17 protein-coding genes and 1 pseudogene are annotated in these 20,163 nt (G+C 63.1%); 9 read left to right on the top strand and 9 right to left on the bottom strand.

The features are described from left to right. Together EOA75_RS34970 and EOA75_RS10885 are read left to right on the top strand one after the other, a co-directional pair. Positions 1 to 141, top strand: a pseudogene (locus EOA75_RS34970) (sugar O-acetyltransferase); the annotation flags it as partial. A 14-nt stretch (positions 142 to 155) separates the two neighbouring features. After that, entirely contained in the window at positions 156 to 614 is a 459-nt protein-coding gene (locus EOA75_RS10885; protein ID WP_348628659.1) for an isochorismatase family protein, read from the top strand. Between the two features lie 174 nt (positions 615 to 788). Here the strand turns inward: EOA75_RS10885 and EOA75_RS10890 are convergent, their stop codons facing one another. The 8 genes from EOA75_RS10890 to EOA75_RS10925 form a co-directional block, all read right to left on the bottom strand. Next, positions 789 to 2,468 carry a formate--tetrahydrofolate ligase gene (locus EOA75_RS10890; protein WP_095781256.1) on the bottom strand — a complete coding sequence of 560 codons (1,680 nt, stop codon included), beginning with the start codon at positions 2,466 to 2,468 and terminating at the stop codon, positions 789 to 791. A 376-nt stretch (positions 2,469 to 2,844) separates the two neighbouring features. After that, positions 2,845 to 3,969 carry a DUF2333 family protein gene (locus EOA75_RS10895; protein ID WP_127324245.1) on the bottom strand — a complete coding sequence of 375 codons (1,125 nt, stop codon included), beginning with the start codon at positions 3,967 to 3,969 and terminating at the stop codon, positions 2,845 to 2,847. 16 nt (positions 3,970 to 3,985) lie between these two features. Continuing rightward, a complete protein-coding gene (locus tag EOA75_RS10900; RefSeq protein ID WP_127324246.1) occupies positions 3,986 to 5,293 on the bottom strand; it encodes a DUF6638 family protein in 1,308 nt (435 codons plus the stop codon). Positions 5,294 to 5,402: 109 nt separating this feature from the next. Then, entirely contained in the window at positions 5,403 to 5,819 is a 417-nt protein-coding gene (locus EOA75_RS10905; RefSeq protein WP_127324250.1) for a DUF559 domain-containing protein, read from the bottom strand. Between the two features lie 102 nt (positions 5,820 to 5,921). After that, entirely contained in the window at positions 5,922 to 7,832 is a 1,911-nt protein-coding gene (locus tag EOA75_RS10910; RefSeq protein WP_127324247.1) for an ATP-binding protein, read from the bottom strand. A 24-nt stretch (positions 7,833 to 7,856) separates the two neighbouring features. Beyond that, positions 7,857 to 9,002 carry a hypothetical protein gene (locus EOA75_RS10915; RefSeq protein WP_127324248.1) on the bottom strand — a complete coding sequence of 382 codons (1,146 nt, stop codon included), beginning with the start codon at positions 9,000 to 9,002 and terminating at the stop codon, positions 7,857 to 7,859. A 34-nt stretch (positions 9,003 to 9,036) separates the two neighbouring features. Continuing rightward, a complete protein-coding gene (locus EOA75_RS10920; RefSeq protein ID WP_095801837.1) occupies positions 9,037 to 10,125 on the bottom strand; it encodes a hypothetical protein in 1,089 nt (362 codons plus the stop codon). Positions 10,126 to 10,460: 335 nt separating this feature from the next. Next, on the bottom strand, positions 10,461 to 11,072 hold the full coding sequence (locus EOA75_RS10925) for a thymidine kinase (RefSeq protein ID WP_127215405.1): 612 nt from the start codon (positions 11,070 to 11,072) through the stop codon (positions 10,461 to 10,463). Positions 11,073 to 11,159: 87 nt separating this feature from the next. Between EOA75_RS10925 and EOA75_RS35585 the strand changes: the two genes are divergently transcribed. The 5 genes from EOA75_RS35585 to EOA75_RS10945 all read left to right on the top strand — a co-directional run bounded on the left by EOA75_RS35585 (position 11,160) and on the right by EOA75_RS10945 (position 15,540). Then, positions 11,160 to 11,282, top strand: a complete 123-nt coding sequence (locus tag EOA75_RS35585; protein ID WP_259979959.1) for a hypothetical protein — start codon at positions 11,160 to 11,162, stop codon at positions 11,280 to 11,282. A gap of 23 nt (positions 11,283 to 11,305) precedes the next feature. After that, positions 11,306 to 12,241 (top strand): choline ABC transporter substrate-binding protein, encoded by a 936-nt coding sequence (locus EOA75_RS10930; protein WP_127215406.1) that lies wholly within the window; start codon positions 11,306 to 11,308, stop codon positions 12,239 to 12,241. A gap of 121 nt (positions 12,242 to 12,362) precedes the next feature. After that, entirely contained in the window at positions 12,363 to 13,217 is an 855-nt protein-coding gene (gene choW, locus EOA75_RS10935) for a choline ABC transporter permease subunit (RefSeq protein WP_066994259.1), read from the top strand. After that, the gene (gene choV, locus EOA75_RS10940; protein ID WP_095823289.1) at positions 13,214 to 14,395 is read left to right on the top strand and encodes a choline ABC transporter ATP-binding protein; all 1,182 of its coding nucleotides are present in this window, start codon (positions 13,214 to 13,216) and stop codon (positions 14,393 to 14,395) included. The genes choW and choV overlap by 4 nt, the downstream gene beginning before the upstream one ends. Positions 14,396 to 14,502: 107 nt before the next feature. Next, positions 14,503 to 15,540 carry an MBL fold metallo-hydrolase gene (locus tag EOA75_RS10945; protein ID WP_127246147.1) on the top strand — a complete coding sequence of 346 codons (1,038 nt, stop codon included), beginning with the start codon at positions 14,503 to 14,505 and terminating at the stop codon, positions 15,538 to 15,540. 150 nt (positions 15,541 to 15,690) lie between these two features. On the opposite strand, the gene EOA75_RS10950 is transcribed toward EOA75_RS10945, so the two are convergent. Then, a complete protein-coding gene (locus tag EOA75_RS10950) occupies positions 15,691 to 17,757 on the bottom strand; it encodes a BTAD domain-containing putative transcriptional regulator (protein ID WP_082953953.1) in 2,067 nt (688 codons plus the stop codon). A 171-nt stretch (positions 17,758 to 17,928) separates the two neighbouring features. Between EOA75_RS10950 and EOA75_RS10955 the strand changes: the two genes are divergently transcribed. Both EOA75_RS10955 and EOA75_RS10960 read left to right on the top strand, forming a co-directional pair. After that, a complete protein-coding gene (locus EOA75_RS10955; protein WP_127324249.1) occupies positions 17,929 to 19,014 on the top strand; it encodes a pyridoxal-phosphate dependent enzyme in 1,086 nt (361 codons plus the stop codon). 78 nt (positions 19,015 to 19,092) lie between these two features. Continuing rightward, positions 19,093 to 20,163: pyridoxal-dependent decarboxylase (locus EOA75_RS10960; RefSeq protein ID WP_164747348.1), on the top strand; the 1,071-nt coding region annotated here is incomplete at its 3' end.

Below are 20,163 nucleotides of genomic sequence, written 5' to 3' on the forward strand. Positions count from 1 at the left end.
CTGCTCGGCGGCGCAGGCGAGGGCGCGCGCATCGAGGCGCCGTTCCACTGCGCTTACGGCTTCAACCTGGTCCTCGGCGACGGCGCCTTCCTCAACGCCGGTTGCACCATCCTCGATACCGCGCCGGCGAAGATCGGCGAAGTCTCCGGCGCCATCTGCTTCACGACAACGACCTTGATGCCGGCAGCAGTGGCGGCGAACTGCATCCCGAGATCGCCGGGCGCGCCCGCGACCACTATGTCGAGAAGACGCTGCCCTCCGCCTTCACAGGCACCGACCTCGAGAACTGGCTACGCGCCAACCACATCGATACGATCGCGCTCGTCGGCTACATGACGCATAATTGCGACCTGTCGACCATCATCCATGCGGTGCATATGGGCTTTGCCGTCGAGTTCCTCTCGGATGCCAGCGGCTCGGTTCCCTACGCCAACAGCGCCGGCTACGCGTCTGCCGAAGAAATCCATCGCGTGGTGAGCGTGGTGCTGCAGTCGCGCTTCGCCGCGGTGCTCAAGACCGCCGAATGGATCGATTGCCTGAAGACCGGCGCCCTGCCGGAGCGCGACACGATCTATGCGTCGAACCAGCGGGCGCTGAAGCGGAACGCTGCCTAAAGCATTCACCGTTTCACGGAAACGGCGAAATGCTCTGGCTTTTTGTTTTTGACGCAATTCCGGACGGAAAACGGCTCACACTTTTCCTGGAACTGCTCTAGCCGCACCAACTCCGAAAGAAAAAGGGCGCGGCAGCAGTGCGGCGCCCTTGGTCGTTTCAGCTCCCAACGCTGCCTAGAACAGGCCCTCGATCTGGCCCTGCTCATTGAGGAAGATCTTCTCCGAGGAGGGCGACTTGGGCAGGCCGGGCATGGTCATGATCTCGCCGCAGATGATGACGACGAAGCCGGCGCCGGCCGAGAGCCTGACCTCGCGCACCGGCACGGTATGGCCGGTCGGCGCGCCGCGCAGGTTTGGGTCGGTCGAGAAGGAGTACTGGGTCTTGGCCATGCAGACCGGCAGATTGCCGTAGCCTGCCTGTTCCCAGGCATGCAGCTGGTCGCGGATCGATTTGTCGGCGATCGCCTCGTCGCCGCGATAGATGCGCTTGACGATGGTGTTGACCTTCTCGAACAGCGGCATCTCGTCCGGGTAAAGCGGCGAGAACTGCGAGGCGCCGGATTCGGCGATCTCGACGACCTTCTTCGCCAGGTCCTCGATGCCGGCTGAGCCTTGAGCCCAGTGCTTGCACAGGATCGCCTCGGCGCCCTGCGCCTTGACGAAATCCTTCATCGCCTGGATTTCGGCGTCGGTGTCGGTGGTGAAGTGGTTGATCGCCACAACCGCCGGCACGCCGAACTGCTTCACGTTCTCGATGTGACGGCCGAGGTTGAGGCAGCCCTTCTTGACCGCTTCGATGTTTTCCTTGCCGAGATCTTCCTTCTTGATGCCGCCATTCATCTTCATGGCGCGCACGGTGGCGACGATCACGGCGGCCGCCGGCTGGAGCCCGGCCTTGCGGCACTTGATGTCGAAGAATTTTTCGGCTCCCAGGTCGGCGCCGAAGCCGGCTTCGGTCACGACGTAGTCGGCAAGCTTCAGCGCCGTCGTGGTGGCGACGACCGAGTTGCAGCCATGCGCGATGTTGGCGAACGGGCCGCCATGCACGAAGGCCGGGTTGTTCTCCAGCGTCTGCACCAGGTTGGGCTGGATGGCGTCCTTCAAAAGCACGGCCATGGCGCCGTCGGCCTTGAGGTCGCGGGCATAGACCGGCGACTTGTCGCGGCGGTAGGCGACGATGATATCGCCGAGGCGTTTCTCGAGATCCTTGAGGTCGGTGGCAAGGCACAGGATCGCCATGACTTCCGAAGCGACGGTGATGTCGAAGCCGGCCTCACGGGGAAAGCCGTTGGCGACGCCGCCCAGCGAACAGATGATCTCGCGCAGCGCCCGGTCGTTCATGTCCATGACGCGGCGCCAGGCGACGCGGCGGGTATCGATGCCGAGCTCGTTGCCCCAGTAGATGTGGTTGTCGATCAGCGCCGAAAGCAGGTTGTGGGCCGTGGTGATGGCGTGGAAGTCGCCGGTGAAGTGGAGGTTCATATCGTCCATCGGCACCACCTGGGCCAGGCCGCCGCCGGCGGCGCCACCCTTCATCCCGAAGTTCGGGCCGAGCGAGGCTTCGCGGATGCACACGATCGCCTTCTTGCCGATGCGGTTGAGGCCGTCGCCGAGGCCGACCGTGGTGGTCGTCTTGCCTTCGCCGGCCGGCGTCGGGTTGATGGCGGTGACGAGGATCAGCTTGCCGTCCTTGTTGCCCCTCACCGATTTGATGAATTCGGCCGAGACCTTCGCCTTGTCGTGGCCATAGGGCAAAAGGTGCTCGTAAGGGATGCCGATCTTGGCGCCGATCTCCTGGATCGGTTTCTTCCTGGCGGCGCGCGCGATCTCGATGTCGGACTTCACTTCGGCCATGACGGCTTTCCTCTGGATTGGGCGGTGGAGGGGAGGGGTTCGATCACTACAGCAATTCCAGGAAAAGTGTGAGACGGTCTGCCGTCCGGAATTGCGTTAAACGAGGAAACAGGGCGGTTCTGCGTTTCCGCCCGGACGCAAGGGCATGTTCTAACCCTGTCGCTGTCACGGCGTCAACTTTCATGCAACTATGTTTCCTGCGAAGAAATTATTGCGTTCCCGGCCGACCTTCCCAAGGGTCTTTGGCGCCCGGTCGTTGCGAGCGTATAGAAGCCAGAGCAGGGATCGTTCCGCCGTCTCAAAACAGCCGCGCAATGCGCGGAATGCGACAGACGCGACGGCGCAAATCCGCCACCCTCCTGCTGTGGCGGCCGCGCTATTGGCTGAGCACGTTGCTGATCTCGACCATGTTGGAGCGCACGCGCAGGATATAGAAGCCCATGGTTGTCAGATGCGTCGGCAACAGCCAGCCGTCCTCGCGGCCGTTGGCGATGATGAAGGGCTGGATGCGCAGTGCCGAGACGAATTGCGCGTCCATGGTGTCCCACAAATTCTGCAGGTGCTTTTCCTTGATCACGTCCTCGAAGTCGGCCTGCGCCGCTTTCATCAGGCCGTAATAGGCGTAGAGCTGGCCATAGGCGAACCAGAAGCGGTCGTCGGCGCGGAAGTCGAACCAGCCGTCATTATGGTTCTCGGCGCGCTCCTTCAAGATCGCGGAGGTCGAGCCGATGTCGCTGGCGATGCGGTCGATATATTGCTTCAGATTGTCGGCGCGGGCATCGAACGTCGCCTGACAGCTGGCAAGGCGAGCGTTGAAGGAGCGCAGCTTGCGCACCGCGTCGCGGTAGTAGCTCGGCGTCGGCGTCTTGGGGCCGAACGGGTTGAGGCCGAAATACCAGGTCTCTTCGTCAAATTGCAGATTGCCGCGTGCATCCTGCAGGTCGGCGTCGATCTGTGAGGTGGTGCGCACGCGGCCGAGATTGTCGGCAAGCTCGGTGGCGGTGCGCCGGACCGCCTGGTTGATGCCGCGCTGGAAGGAGGCCTTGTTGTCCATCCACGGCGTATGGTCCCAGTCGATGCCGAACAAGCCGAGCTTGTAAAGGATCATCGAGGAGACCCAGGCATTCTGGTTGACGTTGAAGTCCGTCAGATCGGCAGCCACCTGGGCTATCCCTGAGTTGCCGCAGGTCTTGGCGGTGTCGGTGACAGCGCCGGCGGAGACCTGCTCGCCGGCCGAGACGCTGCGCTTCTCGAAGGTGTATTTGTCAGGATAGTTCGGGTCGAAATTGTTCCACCACTGGGTGGCGTAGAAAAAGTTGGCGTAAAGGCCGATCAAAACCAGCAAGGCAAGGCCGACCACCGCCTTCAGGATCCAGCCGCGCTGGCCGTACCAGCGGCCGGCCCATATGAACGGCCAGAGAATAATGCCGACGACGAAGCCTATGCCGCGGCCGATCCACTGGAAAATCCGGGTGAAGAAACTCACGATCGGATCAAGCATGGCTCTCGTCCCCCCCTCAGTCCGTCAAGCCGAAAAGGCGCGCGCGGAATGCCGCCTTGTCCTTCAAATATGTGGTTTTCAGAACGTCCACAACATGCGATCGCCATGCATCGCTGAAGCCGTCGAAGTCCTTGTAGAAGCCCGGTTTATTGAAGACGTAGCGCGAGACGAAGTCCTGCGGCACGAAATCCGAGATCAACTGATTGGTGAGCCAGGCATCGGGATGATCGGGCTTGGCGCGCACAACCAGGAAGCGCTGGCGCGGCGGCACATCTTCAAGCTTCAGGTGGCCGAACTGGGCGATCTCGCGCTTGGCGACGTTGAGGAAAGGGAAATTGCCGTCGCTGGCAATCAGGTCGGCATGGCTGTGGATCCAGGTCTGCAGCCAGACCTTGTCGACGTCCGTCAGGTTGCGGTTGGGCTCGGCATCGCGGATCAGCGCCCTCACCACCATCTCGGCGCGGTGCTCCAGATAGCCCGAGGTCTCGATCCAGGAAGCGCGCGGCAGGTCCAGGCGGCCGGTGGCGGTGAGGAAGCGGAATACCTTGTCGGCGTCGTTGATCGACAGATAGCTGACCTGCCACGGCCGCGAGCGGCGGAAGCCGGGGGCTGCCGGATCGCTGATCACCGTCGTCATGTCGGGGTCGACGAAGACGTAGAGCCCGCCGAAATGGCTGGTCCAGTAGGCGTTGTGGCGGAAGATCACCTGATCGGGCACCAGCGCGTTCTCGCGGATGTCGCCGCAGACCTTGGCGAGGCCGACCATGCGCTCGAGCATGGCGTTGTCGCGCCAGGCGTCGGGCTCCTGCTTCAGCCGGTCGACCAGCTTGCCGAGCTCGGCCGCCTTGCCGAGCACGTCCTCGGCCGACAAAACCTTGAACTCGACCTGATTGATCGACAGCAGGTCCTCGATGTCGTCGACCTTGGGGACGGAGTCCTCGATCTCGCCGTAGATGACGTCCTTGATGGTCAGCGCGTCGATGGCGCGCTGGTTCTTGGACATGAACTCGAACATCAGCTGCGAGGTGTTGGAGAAGGCGGTGTGCACGACCGGCAGATCGATTTGCGACGGCGTCAGGATGATGAAGCGGCGGTTGACCTCGTTGGGATCGAGATAGCCGTAATCGCCGCATTCCTCGGCCACCTCGGGCGAGAAACCGGTGCGGTCGATCTGGAAGCTCGTCAGCTTGGTCGGCTCGAGGCCGAAGGCGACGAGAGCCTTGTTGTAGCGCTGGATGAGATGCGGCTCATCGACGACGAGCAGCCTGCCATAGATCAGCTCGTTGTCGCGCAGAAGGTCGGGCTTTTTGGCGGGACGGGTCATTGGCAAAGGTCCGACGGATGTAGCCTCGAAAGGCGAAGCGGCAACGCCGACGCCCCCCTCTCCCCGTTCTTGACGGGGAGAGGGTAAGGGTGAGGGGCGGCGCCAACGATCAAAGATTTGTCTCCCCGTAGCCGCTGGCAGCAATAAATCGAAGCTCGTGCGTCTCGATCAGACGATCGAGACGGCATTCGATCGCAGCAAGTATGGTTTCGAGCACCTCATCCCGCTTCTTCAAGACATCAACATTCCAGAAGCGGAGAACGGACCAATTGTTTGAGACCAGGAAGCGATCCCTGATCTGGTCGTAGCTGTTGCCTGCATGCTGGCTGCCATCGACCTCGACAACGAGCTGGCACTCCCTGCAGGCAAAATCAGCGAAATAATTGCCTATCGGAAACTGCCGCACAAACTTATGGCCATTCAATCGTCTGTCGCGCAGTTCCATCCAAAGAGCTGTTTCCGCGTCGTTATCCGACTGCCGGAGGCGTCTTGCCGGTTTCGTTGTAGCGACTTCTGGTCCACGCACGGCGCTGCCCCTCACCCTTACCCTCTCCCCGTGAAGGACGGGGAGAGGGAGGCGCCGACGTTGGCACCACATCCTTCCGCACTTGCGGGCAGCGAAGGAAGCCTACGCATTCCAAAGCCCCTTGTTCTTCAGCTCCTCCATCTCGCGCGCGGCGCGTTCGCGGAGCCGCGCGTCGCGCAAAAGCTTCTCGACCGCCGCGTCGTCGGACTTGTCGGAGTAGCGGAATTCGGAATCGGCGTAGCGGTTGATCTCCTGCATGACCATGTCCATCGAGAACGGCCCGCGCAACTCCTCGATCATCGCCTTCTTGTCGTCGTAGCTCTTGTGCATGAAGGCTTCCGGCTTCTCGAACCAGTCGTCCGGCAGCTCGATATCCGTGGCGCGCATCTTGATGGCGTCGGTCACGTTCTTGATGGCGCGGCCGGTGAAGCGCGGCTCGGCATCCTTGATCATGTGCAGGTAGGTGCCGATATCGGCCATCGTCTTCGGCGCGCCGTTCTCCTTCATATAGCGCTCATAGACCTTCATCAGCCCGTCTTCCTGCGGCTTCTCGTGCTCCTCATAAGCCGCAGTCACGGCGCGCTGGATTTCCTGCGCGGCATAGAGCTCGTGCTCGCCCAGCGGGATCTTGTGGTTCTTGCCGGCGAGCAGCACGAAGATGTCGATGTAGTCGTCGCGGCTCTGGGGGCCGTCGACCAGCCAGCGGGCGCCGGCGCGCTGGCGCAGCGCGTCGTCGACATTTTCGGGGTAGTTGGAAAACATGCCGAAGGAGCAGTTGCCGCGCACCACGGTGGAAGCGCCGGCAAAGGCGTCCATGAGGACGCCCGTGATCTCCTGCTGGCCGGCGGATGCACGGTCGTCCGAGCGGCGCGCCGCCACCTGGTCGATGTCGTCGATGGTGCCGAAACCGATGGCCCGCGGATTGAGCACATTGTTGATGAACTGGCGGCAGTTCTGGCCGGACTTGCCCTGGTAGGAAGAAATCTGGTCGACCCCGAAATTCTCGTAGACGAAGGGATAGCCGGCGACCTGACAATAGTTGTTGAGGAGGCCGGCGATCATCTGGATCAGCGTCGTCTTGCCGGTGCCTGGCGCGCCGTCGCCGATGAAGGTGAACAGAAAGCCGCCGAGCTCGACGAAGGGGTTCAGCTCGCGGTCGAAATCATAGGCCATCAGCATCTTGGCAAGCTTTACCGACTGGTATTTGGCAATGTGATTGCCGACGACCTCTTCCGGCTTCTTGAAGGTCATCACCAGCGGCTTCAAGCGCTTGCCGGGCGCGACGTCGAAACCGTCGAGGGTGAAGTCGTCGGCATCAATGCGGATATGCGCGTTCTCGAACGGACCGATGCCGTCGAAGCGCCCCTTGCGCGCGAGCAGCCCGTCGATGGCGACGCGGGCGAATGCGCGCGCCCTGGTCATCAGATCGGCATCGTCCTTGGAGCCGGCAATTGCCTTGTCGAGGCCTGCCACGATCGACTTCACCGCGTCCTGCGGCGTGTCGAACAGGAAGTCGGGTTCGGGACTGTCGTTCGGCGCCTCGCCTTCGCTGTCGATCAGCTGGAACAGGTAGGAGGCGAAGCTGAAAGCCGAAACATAGGCGGAGGCCGACAGCAGCTTCTTGAATCTCGCCGCCTCGTCGCCTTCGAGCGGGGCACGCGCGTTCTTGGCCTGCAGGCTTTCGAGATCGGATCCTTCGGCAAAGACATCCGATATGGCCAGCGCGATCGCCAGGCCGCGGCGGGCGCGGTAGAGAAGCATGTGCTGGGGGATGCTCATCAGCTGGTCGTCGGGATGGATCGCGGCGACCGTTTTCGACAGTTCGACCTCGCGCGTGCGGCGCACCGAACCGGCCGAGACGGTCGAGACGAAGCGCCGGTTGGTGCCGGCGAGCGCGGTGCCGGACTCGCGCGATGGATCCTCCAGCACGACGATGCGGGTGATGAAGCTCTGCGCGGTGGCGCGATGCTTTTCGATTGTCGATTCCGAGATCGTGGTCAGGCCGGTGTCCATTACGGATACTCCGCGATTCGACGGTCACACATCGCTGATGACCTGCCCTTTGGACAGGATGTGGACCTTGTAGCCGGAAAAGATCTTCTGCGCTTCGCCCGCGGCATAGAGCGCCTGATAGGCCTCGTGCGGGATCAGCGCGTGGTTCTCGTAGCTGGAGACGCCTTGGCGCGCCGCTTCGAGGTCGTCGGTGTTGATGAAGAATTCCTGCGTAGACTTTTCGCTGGAGAACAGCCCCTTGCGGCCGGGCTTCTCGGACTTGGAAAAGACTTCCTGGATGGTCCAGGTGAGCAGCCAGGCGTTCTCCGGCTTGCGCACCTTGGCCAGAACCTCGGTAACGGTCGAATTGTTCTCGGTGATCCCGGCCGAATAGAACGGGCCGAGCACGACGCGCCGCAACTGCTTCGGGTGCAGCGGCTCGAAATCCTTGTCGAGATTGACCGCGATGGTCGCCGGCGACAGCGTGTAGGCGGAATTCTTCTCGGTGAAATCGTCGAAGCGGTGGGCAAGCTCGGGGTTGAGCAGGCCATCGACAGGAAGCGGAATGTCGATCTTCTCGTTCAGCTTGCCGTTCGCGTCGACGAGCTGTCGCACCATGCTCTCGGAGGAGTCCTCGACCGTCACCATATAGATCAGCGGCAGGTTGGCGCTGCCGTCGAACGAGGCCCAGTGGACGAGGTAGTAAGGCCGCATGGTCTTCGGATTGACCGAGACTTTGGCCGTCTGCGCCAGGGTGAACGGACCGAAGGTGGTCTCGCTCTTGACACCCTCCAGATAGAGCCGCTCGGCCATCGACCTTTGCAGCGCCACAGGCAATTCCTTGTGGCGCAGGATGAAGTCGGCCATCTCCTCGCGCAACTCGCCGGCCTGCGGAAGGTTGGCCAACCGGCTATCTGCCTGTCGGCGGTCGTTCTCCAATTCGAGCAGATTCTGGAACACCGGATAGCCGCTGTCGGCGCGCGAAATGCGGAACGTATCCATGAAGCCCAGCCGGTTGCGCCAGCAGTCGAATGAGTTTTCCAGCCGGGCGATGTATTCGGCGACGACCTTGGCGACGATGCCGTGCCGGTAGAGCGGCGAGCGGTCGTCGCGCATGAACAGTTCGAGCCCGCTCAGCGCTGCGGTGATGGCGAAGAAGTAGCGCGCCGCCGCTTCATTTTCGGGGGTCATGGCACCGCCGTGTCGAAGAATGCCGTCACACCGCCTACTGCTGCACGTAGTTCGCCGAATTGTGCTTCTTCATCACCTCGTCGAAGCGGCGGGCGAAGGCGTCGTCGGCGAGTTTCTTGCGGCGCTGGATGTCAGCGGTGGCCACCATATTCTTCTCGTGCATCTCCAAGAGATCGCCGATGTGCTTCTGCGAAGCGGCGCCGATGCCGGCCATCGTCTCCTCGGCCGTGTTGTCGACCTGGCTGCCCAGCGTGTTGATCTTGTGGGCGACGTCCTGCTGGGCGGCCGTCTTCAGCGAGTCTTCCAGAGCTTTGTAGAGCACGATGCGCTGCTCGGTGTCGATTGTCAGCTTGTTGATCAGCGTCGACTGCGCGGCGATCTGGTTGTTGAGGGAATCGACAAACGTCTGAAACATCGAGGTGTAGCGCTCCAGCGTCTGGCTTTCGGCCAGCAGCTCCTGCTCCTTGGCCTGCTTCTCGTTGTACTCGGTCGCCATCTTCGAACGCTCGCCCTCGAGCTGGGTGCGTTCCTTCTGGCTGGTCGAGGCGGCGATCTTGTTCTCGATGTCGAGCAGCATCGGGTTGAGTTCCTCGATGCGTTTCTGCACCGCCTCGAGATTGGTCATAGTCGCCTTGCGGCGCTCGATCACCTGCGACAGGCTAGCTTCGGAGGTCTTGTAGCGCTGGTCGAGGATCTGCTTCTGGGCTTTCAGGATGCCGACGATGGTGTCCGATTTCGCCAGGAGCTCCTGCAAATTGCCGGCGAGCGACATGTTGCGCACTCGGTCGGTGCGCATGCGCTGCTTGCGCTGCTCGGAGAAGACGCCGACGAGATTTTCCCAGCCGGTGTAGCTCTTCATGCTCTCGAATTCGGCGCCGAAGACATTGGTGGCGTCCTCCAGCCCGATGATCAGGTCGGCGATATTGCCTTCCATGACCTTCTGCTGTTTCAGCACGTCCTCGATGCGGGCGTTCTCGAGGTCGAAATTGGCATCGCCGATCTTCCTGTCGGCCTGCGCCAGCGTGTCGAGCACGGTTCCGGACTGCTCGATCTTGGTGCGCATGTCCTCGACGACCTGCTTGGTCTTGGCAATTTCGGCATCGAAATTCTGCAACGTCGCCATAGGGGGCCTCCCGCTTCGGCATCCGGTTTCGTGTCGAACGTCGCCGAATATATGTGGGGGCTCAAGGGATTGAAAGAAGGAAGACAGGGAGACGTGGCAAAACAAAAGAATTGGCCAGGTCCTTGAAAGATAAGGCAAGCATGCTCATGCCGGAGTAATGCGCGCCGCCTTCAGGCAGCTTTAGCTGGTATGCCTTAAGCTCTTGTTTTTGCGGACAAGCTGCGGCGCTGGGGAGTGTGCAAATCTGTTGTGCCGAATCGTGGCAGTCAAGCGGCCATCAGCCGGCGCATGGCAGCGATTGCCCAACTTAGTCGGAAGTCGCGAGGCTCCCCGTCTCAGTTGCGGGCAAAGCCGATGAAGTCGTCGGGCGCAGCCCTGCCCATTTCCTCTTCCCAGTGCCGGCGGCAGAGCGAGACATAGACGTCCTTGCCGATCGCCACCTGCTCGCCTTGCTTTGCCACCTTGCCGTCGGGACCGAGGCGAACGACCATCGTCGCCTTGCGGCCGCAGCGGCAGATGGTGCGCACTTCGCGCAGATCGTCGGCGATGGCGAGCAGCGCGCGCGAGCCGGAAAACAACTTGCCTTGGAAATCGGTGCGCAGGCCGTAGCACATGACCGGGATGTTCAGCCGGTCGGCGATGCGGGCCAGCTGCCAGACCTGCTCCTCCTCGAGGAACTGCGCCTCGTCGACGAATATGCAATGCACGGTGGCGTGCTCATGATGCTCGGCGACGCGGGCGTAGAGATCGTCGCCGTCGCGGAACATCTCGGCCTCGGTCTCGAGACCGATGCGCGACGAGATCAGTCCCTTGTCGCCGTTGCGATAATGGCCGGCGACGAACAGCATCGTCGTCATGCCGCGTTCGCGATAGTTGTAGGATGCCTGCAGGAGCATCGTCGTCTTGCCGGCATTCATCGTTGCGTAGTTGAAGTAGAGCTTGGCCATATGGGTGTTTAAGCTCAATTGCTGCGGGGCGGGGAAGGGGCCGCGGGCTCCTTCCACCAAAAAAGCGGGCCCGCCGGAAAGTGCGGCATGTCGCTGAATGGCAAGCGCGCGCCGTTGATCGCGGTGTGGAACCGCTTGAAACCGCATCAAAATGGTGTTTGGCTGGCGAAACAAGGCGGGCGCAAGAACCGTGACTTCGCGCCGCTTTAAAAAACCGCAATGGGAGAAAGTTCATGTCGCGTATGAAATCCTTCGTCGCCGGCCTCGGGCTGGCGGCGCTTCTGTCCACGACCGCGGCCTATGCCGGCGATCCGGCGAGCTGCAAGGCCGTGCGACTGTCCGATGTCGGCTGGACCGATATCCAGGCAACCACCGGGGTGGCTTCGGTGCTGCTCACCGCGCTCGGCTACGAGCCGCAGGTGATCCAGCTTTCGGTGCCGGTGACTTATGCGTCGCTGAAGAACAAGGACCTCGACGTCTTTCTCGGCAACTGGATGCCGTCGATGACCAATGACATCAAGGACTATACCGCCGACGGCTCGGTCGAGACGGTAAGCACCAACCTGACCGGCGCCGGCTACGGCATCGTCGTGCCGACCTATGTCGCGGATGCGGGCGTCAAGACGCTGACCGATCTCGGCAAGTTCAAGGACAAGTTCAACGGCAAGATCTACGGCATCGAGGCCGGCAATGACGGCAACCGGATCATCCTCGACATGATCAAGAACCCGAAGGACAATCTCGAAGGCTTCGAGTTGGTCGAGTCCTCGGAAGCCGGCATGCTGACGCAGGCCGAGCAGTCGATGAAGAACAATGAGTGGATCGCCTTCCTCGGCTGGACGCCGCATCCGGTGATGGGCGCCATGAAGATCACCTATCTCGACGGGATGGGCGACAGCGGTTTCGGCGCCGCCACCGTCTATACGAACACGCGCAAGGGCTACACCACCGAGTGCCCGAATGCCGGCAAGTTCATCTCCAACCTGAAATTCAATCTCGACATGGAAGGCGAGATGATGGACGCGATCCTGAAAGGTGGCGATGCCCAGACGGTCGCCACCGACTGGCTGAAGAAGCATCCGGACGCGATCGCGCCCTGGATCGCCGGCGTGACCACCTTCGACGGCGGCGATGCGGCTGCGGCCATCAAGACTGCGCTCAGGAGTTGAGCCGGCTTTGAGTCCGGCATGATCTCCGGAAAGGGGCAGCCGCTGGAAAAGGCTGCCCTTTTTCATATGCTGTGAGAAGGTGACCGCTCGGCAAGGGCGGCAAGGATCAATGAGGGGAAAGATGGATCCGATCTCGAAATTTCTGGTCGCCTACAAGATTCCCATAGGTCCATGGGGCAAGGCCTTCTTCGGCTTCCTCACTGAGAATTTCGATACCGTCTTCAGGGCCTTTTCGAACGGCCTGAACTTCATCCTCGACGGGGCGGTGGACCTCCTGCTGATGCTGCCGCCGGTTCTGCTGGCGCTGGTCGTCGCCGTCATCGCCTGGTTCCTGCAACGCTCCCGGCCGCTCGCCATCGGCGTCTTCATCGGCCTGATCTTCATCATCAACCAGAACCTCTGGAAGCAGACGGTGCAAACACTGGTGCTGGTGGTGGCCGCCGCCGCCATGGCAATGGCGATCGGCGTGCCGCTCGGCATCTGGGCGGCGCACAAGCCGAAGGTCTACCGCGTGATGCTGCCGGTGCTTGACCTGATGCAGACGCTGCCGACCTTCGTCTACCTGATCCCGGTGCTGACGCTGTTCGGGCTCGGCAACGCGCCCGGCCTCATCGTCACCATCATCTTCGTCATCCCGACGGCGGTGCGTCTCACCCATCTCGGCATCGTCTCGGTGCCCAAGGCGATCATCGAGGCGGGCGAGTCCTTCGGCGCCACCAAGAACCAGCTTCTGTGGAAGGTCGAATTGCCCTCGGCGCTGCCCACGATCATGGCGGGGCTGACCCAGTCGATCATGCTGTCGCTGTCGATGGTGGTGTTCGCGGCGCTGATCGGCGCCGGCGGTCTCGGCACCGAAATCAACCGCGCGCTCGGCTCCCGCAAGATCGACCTCGGGCTTGAAGCAGGCCTTGCCATCGTCGTGCTCGCCATCGTGCTCGATCGCATGACCCGCATCGGCGTTGGAGGCAAGAAATGACCGTCGCCGTCGATTTCAAGAATGTCGATATCGTCTTCGGTGCCGACCAGGCGAAATCCCTCGCGCTGATCGACCAGGGCGCAACCCGCGCCGAAATCCTCGAAAAGACCGGCAACGTGCTGGGCTGCGCCGGCGCCAACCTCACCGTGCATGAGGGCGAGATCTCGGTGCTGATGGGCCTTTCCGGCTCCGGCAAGTCGACGCTGCTGAGAGCCGTCAACCGGTTGAACGTGGTGTCGCGCGGCCAGGTGCTGGTCAATGACGGCGACCGCACGGTCGACGTCGTCACCTGCGATGAGCCGACGCTGAGACGCCTGCGGCAGAAGCAGGTGGCGATGGTGTTCCAACAGTTCGGCCTGCTACCGTGGCGAACGGTCGAGGAGAATGTCGGCTTCGGTCTGGAGCTCGCCGGCGTGCCGGAGGCCGAGCGCAAGGCACGGGTGCAGAAGCAGCTCCAGCTGGTCCATCTCGACCAGTGGTCGAAGAAATACGCGCATGAACTTTCGGGCGGCATGCAGCAGCGCGTCGGCCTCGCCCGCGCCTTCGCCACCGAGGCGCCGATCCTGTTGATGGACGAGCCGTTCTCGGCCCTCGATCCGCTGATCCGCACCAAGCTGCAGGACGAGCTCCTGCAGCTCCAGGCGGCGCTGAAGAAGACCATCATCTTCGTCAGCCACGACCTCGAGGAGGCGCTGAAGATCGGCAGCCACATCACCATCATGGAAGGCGGGCGCATCGTCCAGACCGGCGCGCCGGAAGACATCGTGCTCAGGCCGGCCAACGACTATGTCCGCGACTTCATCGCCAATGTGAATCCGCTCTCGGTGCTTACCGCCTGGAACGTGATGCGCGACCGCCGCGATCTCGAGCAGGGCGAGAATGGCTGGGTCTGGCTCGACCGGCGCAAGACGACGCGCTTCAAGATCGACGAGCACGGCCTGGTGGCCGCGGCCGAACGCGACGGCAAGCCGGCGGTGTGGGTATCCTGCGCCGAGGTCGAGAGGCAGCCGGAGGAGGGTGCGCAGGTGTTCTGGGCCAATCCCGGCACGTCGCTGAAGACGGTGATGCTCGCCATGCATCGCTCGCAGACGGCACCGGTGGCGCTGTTCGACGAAGGCTCGCGCTTCGTCGGCGCGATCGGCATCCGCGACGTGCTGAGCGCGGTGCTCAGGCGGTAGGAGCTCGGCCCTTAGATCAGCATGAAGTGTTCGCTGGCGGGCACCTCATGCTTGTTCTAGACTTGGTCGGCAGCCGGGGTTGGGCCGCTCGCGCATGGGGCGATAAAATGATCTTCCGTCAGCTTTTCGATTCCGTTTCGGGCACTTATTCCTATCTTCTCGCCAGCCGCCGCGGCGGCGAGGCGCTGATCATCGATCCGGTGCTGGAGAAGGTCGAACGCTACCTGCAGTTGGTCAACGAGCTCGACCTCAGATTGGTCAAAGCGGTCGACACACATCTTCATGCCGACCACATCACCGGGCTCGGCGCGCTGCGCGACAGGACGCATTGCGTCACCGTGATGGGTGAGCAGACCAAGGCCGACGTCGTGTCGATGCGGCTTGCCGACGGCGACAAGCTTGCCATCGAGGGACTGGCGCTGGACGTCGTCTATACGCCCGGCCACACCGACGATTCCTACAGCTTCGTCCTGCCGGACCGCGTCTTCACCGGCGACACGCTGCTCATTCGCGGCACCGGCCGCACCGACTTCCAGAACGGCGATCCGCGCCAGCAATATGACTCGATCTTCGGCCGCCTGCTCAAGCTTCCCGACGAGACGCTGATCTTTCCGGCACACGACTACAAGGGCGAGACCGTGTCGACGATCGGCGAGGAAAAGGCCTTCAATCCGCGCCTGCAGGTGAAGTCGGTGGACGAGTACGTGAATATCATGAACAACCTGAAGCTGTCCAATCCGAAGATGATGGATGTGGCCGTGCCGGCCAACATGCGGGTGGGGCTGCATCAGGACGACATCGCCAGCCGCGGCTGGGCAGTGACCGCCGAACAGGCGCTGGCGCTGGTCGGTCGGCCCGACGTGGCGCTGATCGATCTGCGCGAGCAATCCGAACGGGATCGCCACGGCGTCATCCCCGGCGCGATCCATCTGCCCTATGCGCGGCTGCAGGAGAATATCGCCGCCGGCGGCATGCTGCACGAGCTGGCGAAATCGACAGCCAAGCAGATCCTGTTCTATTGCGCCTTCGGCGAGCGCTCGGCGATGGCCGTGCAGGCGGCGCAGGATCGCGGAATATCGAGCGCCCGCCACATCCAGGGCGGCATCGATGCGTGGCGCAAGGCCAGCGGTCCGCTGATGCACTGAGACCTGTTGATATTCAGGTGATGCCGACCTGCAAACGCGCGTTTGCTGGTGCTCATGGACTTCAAGTACGCTCCGCTCCGGCTCTCGGAACCCGCCATTCTCGGCTCGGCCTGACCTCAATCGCAACACGCCTTTGGATGTGCCAGAAAATCAATTCAATCCGATCAGCTTCGCGCCTCTGCGGAACAGGGCTTCGCCGTCCCGGTCGAAGCGGAAGGTGGCGATGAAATCGTCCGCCCGATAGTCGGGCCACGTGGTGCGGATCGCGGCGGCGAAGTTTCGTGCCTCGTCCTGGCGGCCGGCCAGCGCCAAGCAATGCGCGGCGATCGCCAGGATGATGACATGCGCGTTGGGCCTGGCCGCAGCTTTCAGCGCCCATTCGGCGGCTTCATCGTATTCGCCCAGCCGCGCATGGGCCATGGCCCGCGCGCCCATCATGCCGAACAGCAATGGGTCAAAGGGGCTGAGATGGCGCGAGTGATCGGAGGAGCCGATCGCCGATTGCGGATCGCCCGACTGCGAATGGACAAAGGACAGGGCATAGTGGCCGAGCGCGAAGTTCGGGCTGAGGTCGACGGCCTTTGCCAACTCGAGCAGCGAGCCGTCCTGCTCGCCGCGCAGCCACAAGGCGCGGCCCATCGCCCAGTGCGCGGCCGGATTGCGGTCATCGACCAGGAGGCTGTGACCGGCAGTTGCGAAAGCCAGCGACGCCTCACGGTCGCGATCGCCCCAACGCTGAAAGGCATTCTGCCAATGCGTGAAGGAGAGGCCTGCATAGGCTCGGGCGAAGGTCGGGTCGAGCTTCAGGGCGTCATTGAAGAACTGCTGCGCCAGTTCGTTTTCCTGGCGGGTGAAGCGGTACATGTGCCAGAGCCCGCGATGATAGGCTTCCCACGCATTCAGCGAATTCGGCGCCTTAAGCATTGCCCGGTTTCGCTCGACGGTCGCGATCTCGGCGGCGATCGAAGAGACGATGCTGTTGCCGATGTCGTCTATCACCGTGAAGATCTCGTCCGGCCTGTGCTCGAAGGTCTCGGCCCACACAATCCTCGCGGTGCGGACCTCGACGAGCTCGACCGAGACGATCACCCTGCCCGAAAGGCTGCGGACCGAGCCTGTCGCCACATAGTCGACATTCAGCCGGCGCCCGGCGTCCTCCGGCGCGATGTCCTTCTCGGCCAGCGCGAAGACCGATCCGCGGGCAATGACGAAGAAATCGCGAAGCTTGGCGAGCCGCGTTATGATGTCGTGGGTCAAGCCATCGGCAAGCCCGCCACGGAAATTGACGGCGCTTTCCGCGAACGGCATCACCGCCAACGAGGCCCGGCGCACCGATGCGGGTTCGGATTCGACGGCAACGATCGGTGCTTGCGGGGCCGGAAGAGCTAGCCCGGATCGCGCGCATGGCGTTGCGCTGGAATGGCGTGCCTTGATCTCGTGCCATGCTTCCCGCAAGGGAGCGACATCCAGCTCCTCGGAGCGGAAGAGTTCCGCCGCGGTCGCGATATGCTCCTCACCGGCGCCGATCTGTCCCCGCCGCGCAAGGTTTTCCAGCAGCGCCACATGGGCGCGGCCATCGAAGGGCGCGAGTTCCAGCCATCTGTCCAGATAGGCGCCCGCTTCATCGGCTCCCTGGGGGAGCAGGCCGATGATGTGCTCCAGAACGGCGACGTGGCACGAGCTGAAACGGCGGCGTTGCGCGGTCAGCCAGCTGGTGAAATGCGGGCTCCGATCGAGCTCCAGCCCGTCAAGGAAATCGCCGGCGAAGAGCTGCGCAAGCGCCCGAAGACGCCCGAGGCTGAGCGTCTCGATCCCTTCGGCGACCGCTGCGGCGGCTTCGACGGCATCGACGTTCGTATCGGCAAGACGAAGCGCCACGGTGTCGCCCTCGGTCTCGACCCTCTGCCGGCCCGGTTGGTTAAGCGCGCCGCGAAGCTTGCTCAGGCACCAGCGAAGCTCGCCGCGCGGATCGTTCGGCACGTCCCACAGAAGCTCGCAAAGCCGGCTGCGGCTGACGGGATGTGGCGCGAGCGCCAGATAGGCCAGCAGCGCGCGCAACTTGCGCGAAGAAGGCAATTTAACCGGCTCGCCGCCACGCGCGATCGTCAGTTGCCCAAGCAGTCGCAAGGACAGGCCGGCGGCAGTGTCGTTCGGGCTCGATCGGCTGGATTCCACGTATGTTCCCACGCTTTCTCCAACGCTCACCAGTTGGTCCATGTTCTATCACCAAAGACGACAGGAAGCATCCGGCAGCCCAATTCCATGCCGGAATGCCGCCGTTGCCGCATTCGCGGCAGGTCAAGCAACCTAACGCGGCAAGGTGTCGAAACCGCGCCGCCCAAGCCGCCGGTCTGTAACCGGCGCGTGAGATCGCGAGGAGAAAAGCCCATGTTGCAGAAGTTGAAAATCAGGACCACTGCCGGTCGCGGCCGGCTGTTCGACAGCATTCTCGACACCGTCGGCGACACGCCGGTCATCCGTATCAACAATCTCGGCCCCGGCCACGCGACCATCTATGTGAAGGCCGAGTTCTTCAATCCGGCGGCCTCGGTGAAGGATCGGCTGGCGCTCAACATCATCGAGGAAGGCGAGCGTAGCGGCAAGCTGAAGCCGGGCCAGACCGTCGTCGAGGCGACCAGCGGCAACACCGGTATCGGCCTTGCCATGGTCTGCGCGCAGAAGGGCTACCCGCTGGTGGTGACGATGGCCGACAGCTTCTCGATCGAGCGCCGCAAGCTGATGCGCATGCTTGGCGCCAAGGTGGTGCTGACGCCGCGCGCCCAGAAGGGTTTCGGGATGTACAAGAAGGCGGTGGAACTCGCCGACGCGAACGGCTGGTTCCTGGCGCGCCAGTTCGAGACGGAAGCCAATGCCGCCATCCACGAGGCGACCACGGCGCGCGAGATCATCAACGATTTCGCAGGGTCGCGCCTCGACGTGCTGGTCACCGGCTACGGCACCGGCGGGACCGTGGCCGGCGTCGGCCGGGTGCTGCGCCGCGAGCGGCCGGATGTCCGCATCGTGCTTGCCGAACCGGCGAACGCGCAGCTTATCGGCAGCGGCAAGCCGCAGGAGCGTGGCCAGGGCGGTGCGCCGTCCGCCAGCCATCCGGCCTTCGAGCCGCATCCGATCCAGGGCTGGACGCCGGACTTCATCCCCAACGTGCTGCAGGAGGCGATCGACAAGCGCTACTATGACGATGTGGTGCCGATCGCCGGCCCGGAGGGCATTAAATGGGCCAAGGCCCTGGCGCAGCAGGAAGGCATCTTCACCGGCATTTCAGGCGGCGCCACCTTCGCCGTCGCGCGCCAGATCGCGGGCACCGCTCCGGCTGGCTCGGTGATCTTGTGCATGCTGCCCGACACCGGCGAGCGCTACATGTCGACCCCGCTCTTCGACGGCATCGAGGCTGAGATGGATGTCGAGGAGACGGCACTGTCGCGCTCCACACCAGGCTGCCAGTTCGACGCCTGAGGACAAATCGCGGCGCTGCTGTCCACTCGGATGGCGGCGCCGCGCGACGATCCAGGAATGATGGCGGGGGAGCAGCGAATGGACACTTTGCAGGAAGCAGCGGTGATGGATGAGACGCTCGACCCGCCAGACTGGGCTGAGATGCAGGCCCTGTCGCATCGGATCGTCGAGGATGCCGTCGCTTATCTCAAGGATGTCCGGGACCGTCCGGTGTGGCGCCAAATGCCGGTCGAGGTTCGCGCCTTCTTCTCGGAGCCGCTGCCGCGCTCGCCGGCACCGATAGCCGAGGTCTATGGCGATGTCGCCCGCAACGTCATGGCCTATCCGATGGGCAATATCCATCCGCGCTTCTGGTCCTGGTATATGGGCTCGAGCAATTTCACGGGCGCGCTCGGCGATTTTCTGGCGGCGATCCAGGGCTCGAACCTCGGCGGCGGCAATCACGCCGCCGGGCTGATGGACAGCCAGGTGGTCGACTGGTGCAAGGAGATGGTGGGCTTCCCGGCTTCGGCCAGCGGCACGCTTGTCAGCGGCGGCTCGATGGCCAACCTTATCGGTTTGACCGTGGCGCGCAATGCCAAAGCAGGCGTCGACGTGCGCGAAAGGGGTGTCGGGGCGATCCCAAAACCGTTGCGCTTCTACGCCTCGGACCAAGTCCATTCCTGCCACCGCAAGGCCATGGAAGTGCTCGGCCTCGGCAACCGGGCGCTGCGGCGGGTCTCGACCGACGCCGATCTGCGCATCGATGTCGATGCGCTCAAGACCGCCATCGCGGAAGACCGCGCGGCAGGTTTCAAGCCGGCTTGCATCATCGGCACCGCAGGAACCGTCAACACGGGCGCGATCGACGACTTGCGGGCGCTGGCCGTGTTGGCGGCAGAGGAAGACCTCTGGTTTCATGTCGATGGCTGCATCGGCGCCCTGATCGCCATCGCGCCTGAAAACAGATCGCTCGTCGCCGGCATCGAACGCGCCCATTCCGTCGCGCTCGACCCGCACAAATGGCTGCACGCGCCCTTCGAAGCGGGCTGTGCGCTGGTTCGCGACGCCGTCGCCCACCGCAACGCCTTCGCCGTCACGCCGGAATATCTGGAATCGACGCCGCGTGGCCTCGCCTCAGGGCAATGGCTGCACGACTATGGCCTGCAG

Source organism: Mesorhizobium sp. M1A.F.Ca.IN.022.07.1.1 (assembly GCF_003997575.1).
Classification (GTDB): Bacteria; Pseudomonadota; Alphaproteobacteria; order Rhizobiales; family Rhizobiaceae; genus Mesorhizobium.

Bases quoted from the DNA above. Each gene is read 5' to 3' on its own strand.
- EOA75_RS10945 (WP_127246147.1), top strand. From the start codon at position 14,503: ATGATCTTCCGTCAGCTTTTCGATTCCGTTTCGGGCACTTATTCCTAT.
- choW (WP_066994259.1), top strand. From the start codon at position 12,363: ATGGATCCGATCTCGAAATTTCTGGTCGCCTACAAGATTCCCATAGGT.
- EOA75_RS10920 (WP_095801837.1), bottom strand. From the start codon at position 10,125: ATGGCGACGTTGCAGAATTTCGATGCCGAAATTGCCAAGACCAAGCAG.
- EOA75_RS10915 (WP_127324248.1), bottom strand. From the start codon at position 9,002: ATGACCCCCGAAAATGAAGCGGCGGCGCGCTACTTCTTCGCCATCACC.
- EOA75_RS10895 (WP_127324245.1), bottom strand. From the start codon at position 3,969: ATGCTTGATCCGATCGTGAGTTTCTTCACCCGGATTTTCCAGTGGATC.
- EOA75_RS10925 (WP_127215405.1), bottom strand. From the start codon at position 11,072: ATGGCCAAGCTCTACTTCAACTACGCAACGATGAATGCCGGCAAGACG.
- EOA75_RS10900 (WP_127324246.1), bottom strand. From the start codon at position 5,293: ATGACCCGTCCCGCCAAAAAGCCCGACCTTCTGCGCGACAACGAGCTG.
- EOA75_RS10930 (WP_127215406.1), top strand. From the start codon at position 11,306: ATGTCGCGTATGAAATCCTTCGTCGCCGGCCTCGGGCTGGCGGCGCTT.
- EOA75_RS10950 (WP_082953953.1), bottom strand. From the start codon at position 17,757: ATGGACCAACTGGTGAGCGTTGGAGAAAGCGTGGGAACATACGTGGAA.
- EOA75_RS35585 (WP_259979959.1), top strand. From the start codon at position 11,160: ATGTCGCTGAATGGCAAGCGCGCGCCGTTGATCGCGGTGTGGAACCGC.
- EOA75_RS10890 (WP_095781256.1), bottom strand. From the start codon at position 2,468: ATGGCCGAAGTGAAGTCCGACATCGAGATCGCGCGCGCCGCCAGGAAG.
- EOA75_RS10910 (WP_127324247.1), bottom strand. From the start codon at position 7,832: ATGGACACCGGCCTGACCACGATCTCGGAATCGACAATCGAAAAGCAT.
- EOA75_RS10955 (WP_127324249.1), top strand. From the start codon at position 17,929: ATGTTGCAGAAGTTGAAAATCAGGACCACTGCCGGTCGCGGCCGGCTG.
- choV (WP_095823289.1), top strand. From the start codon at position 13,214: ATGACCGTCGCCGTCGATTTCAAGAATGTCGATATCGTCTTCGGTGCC.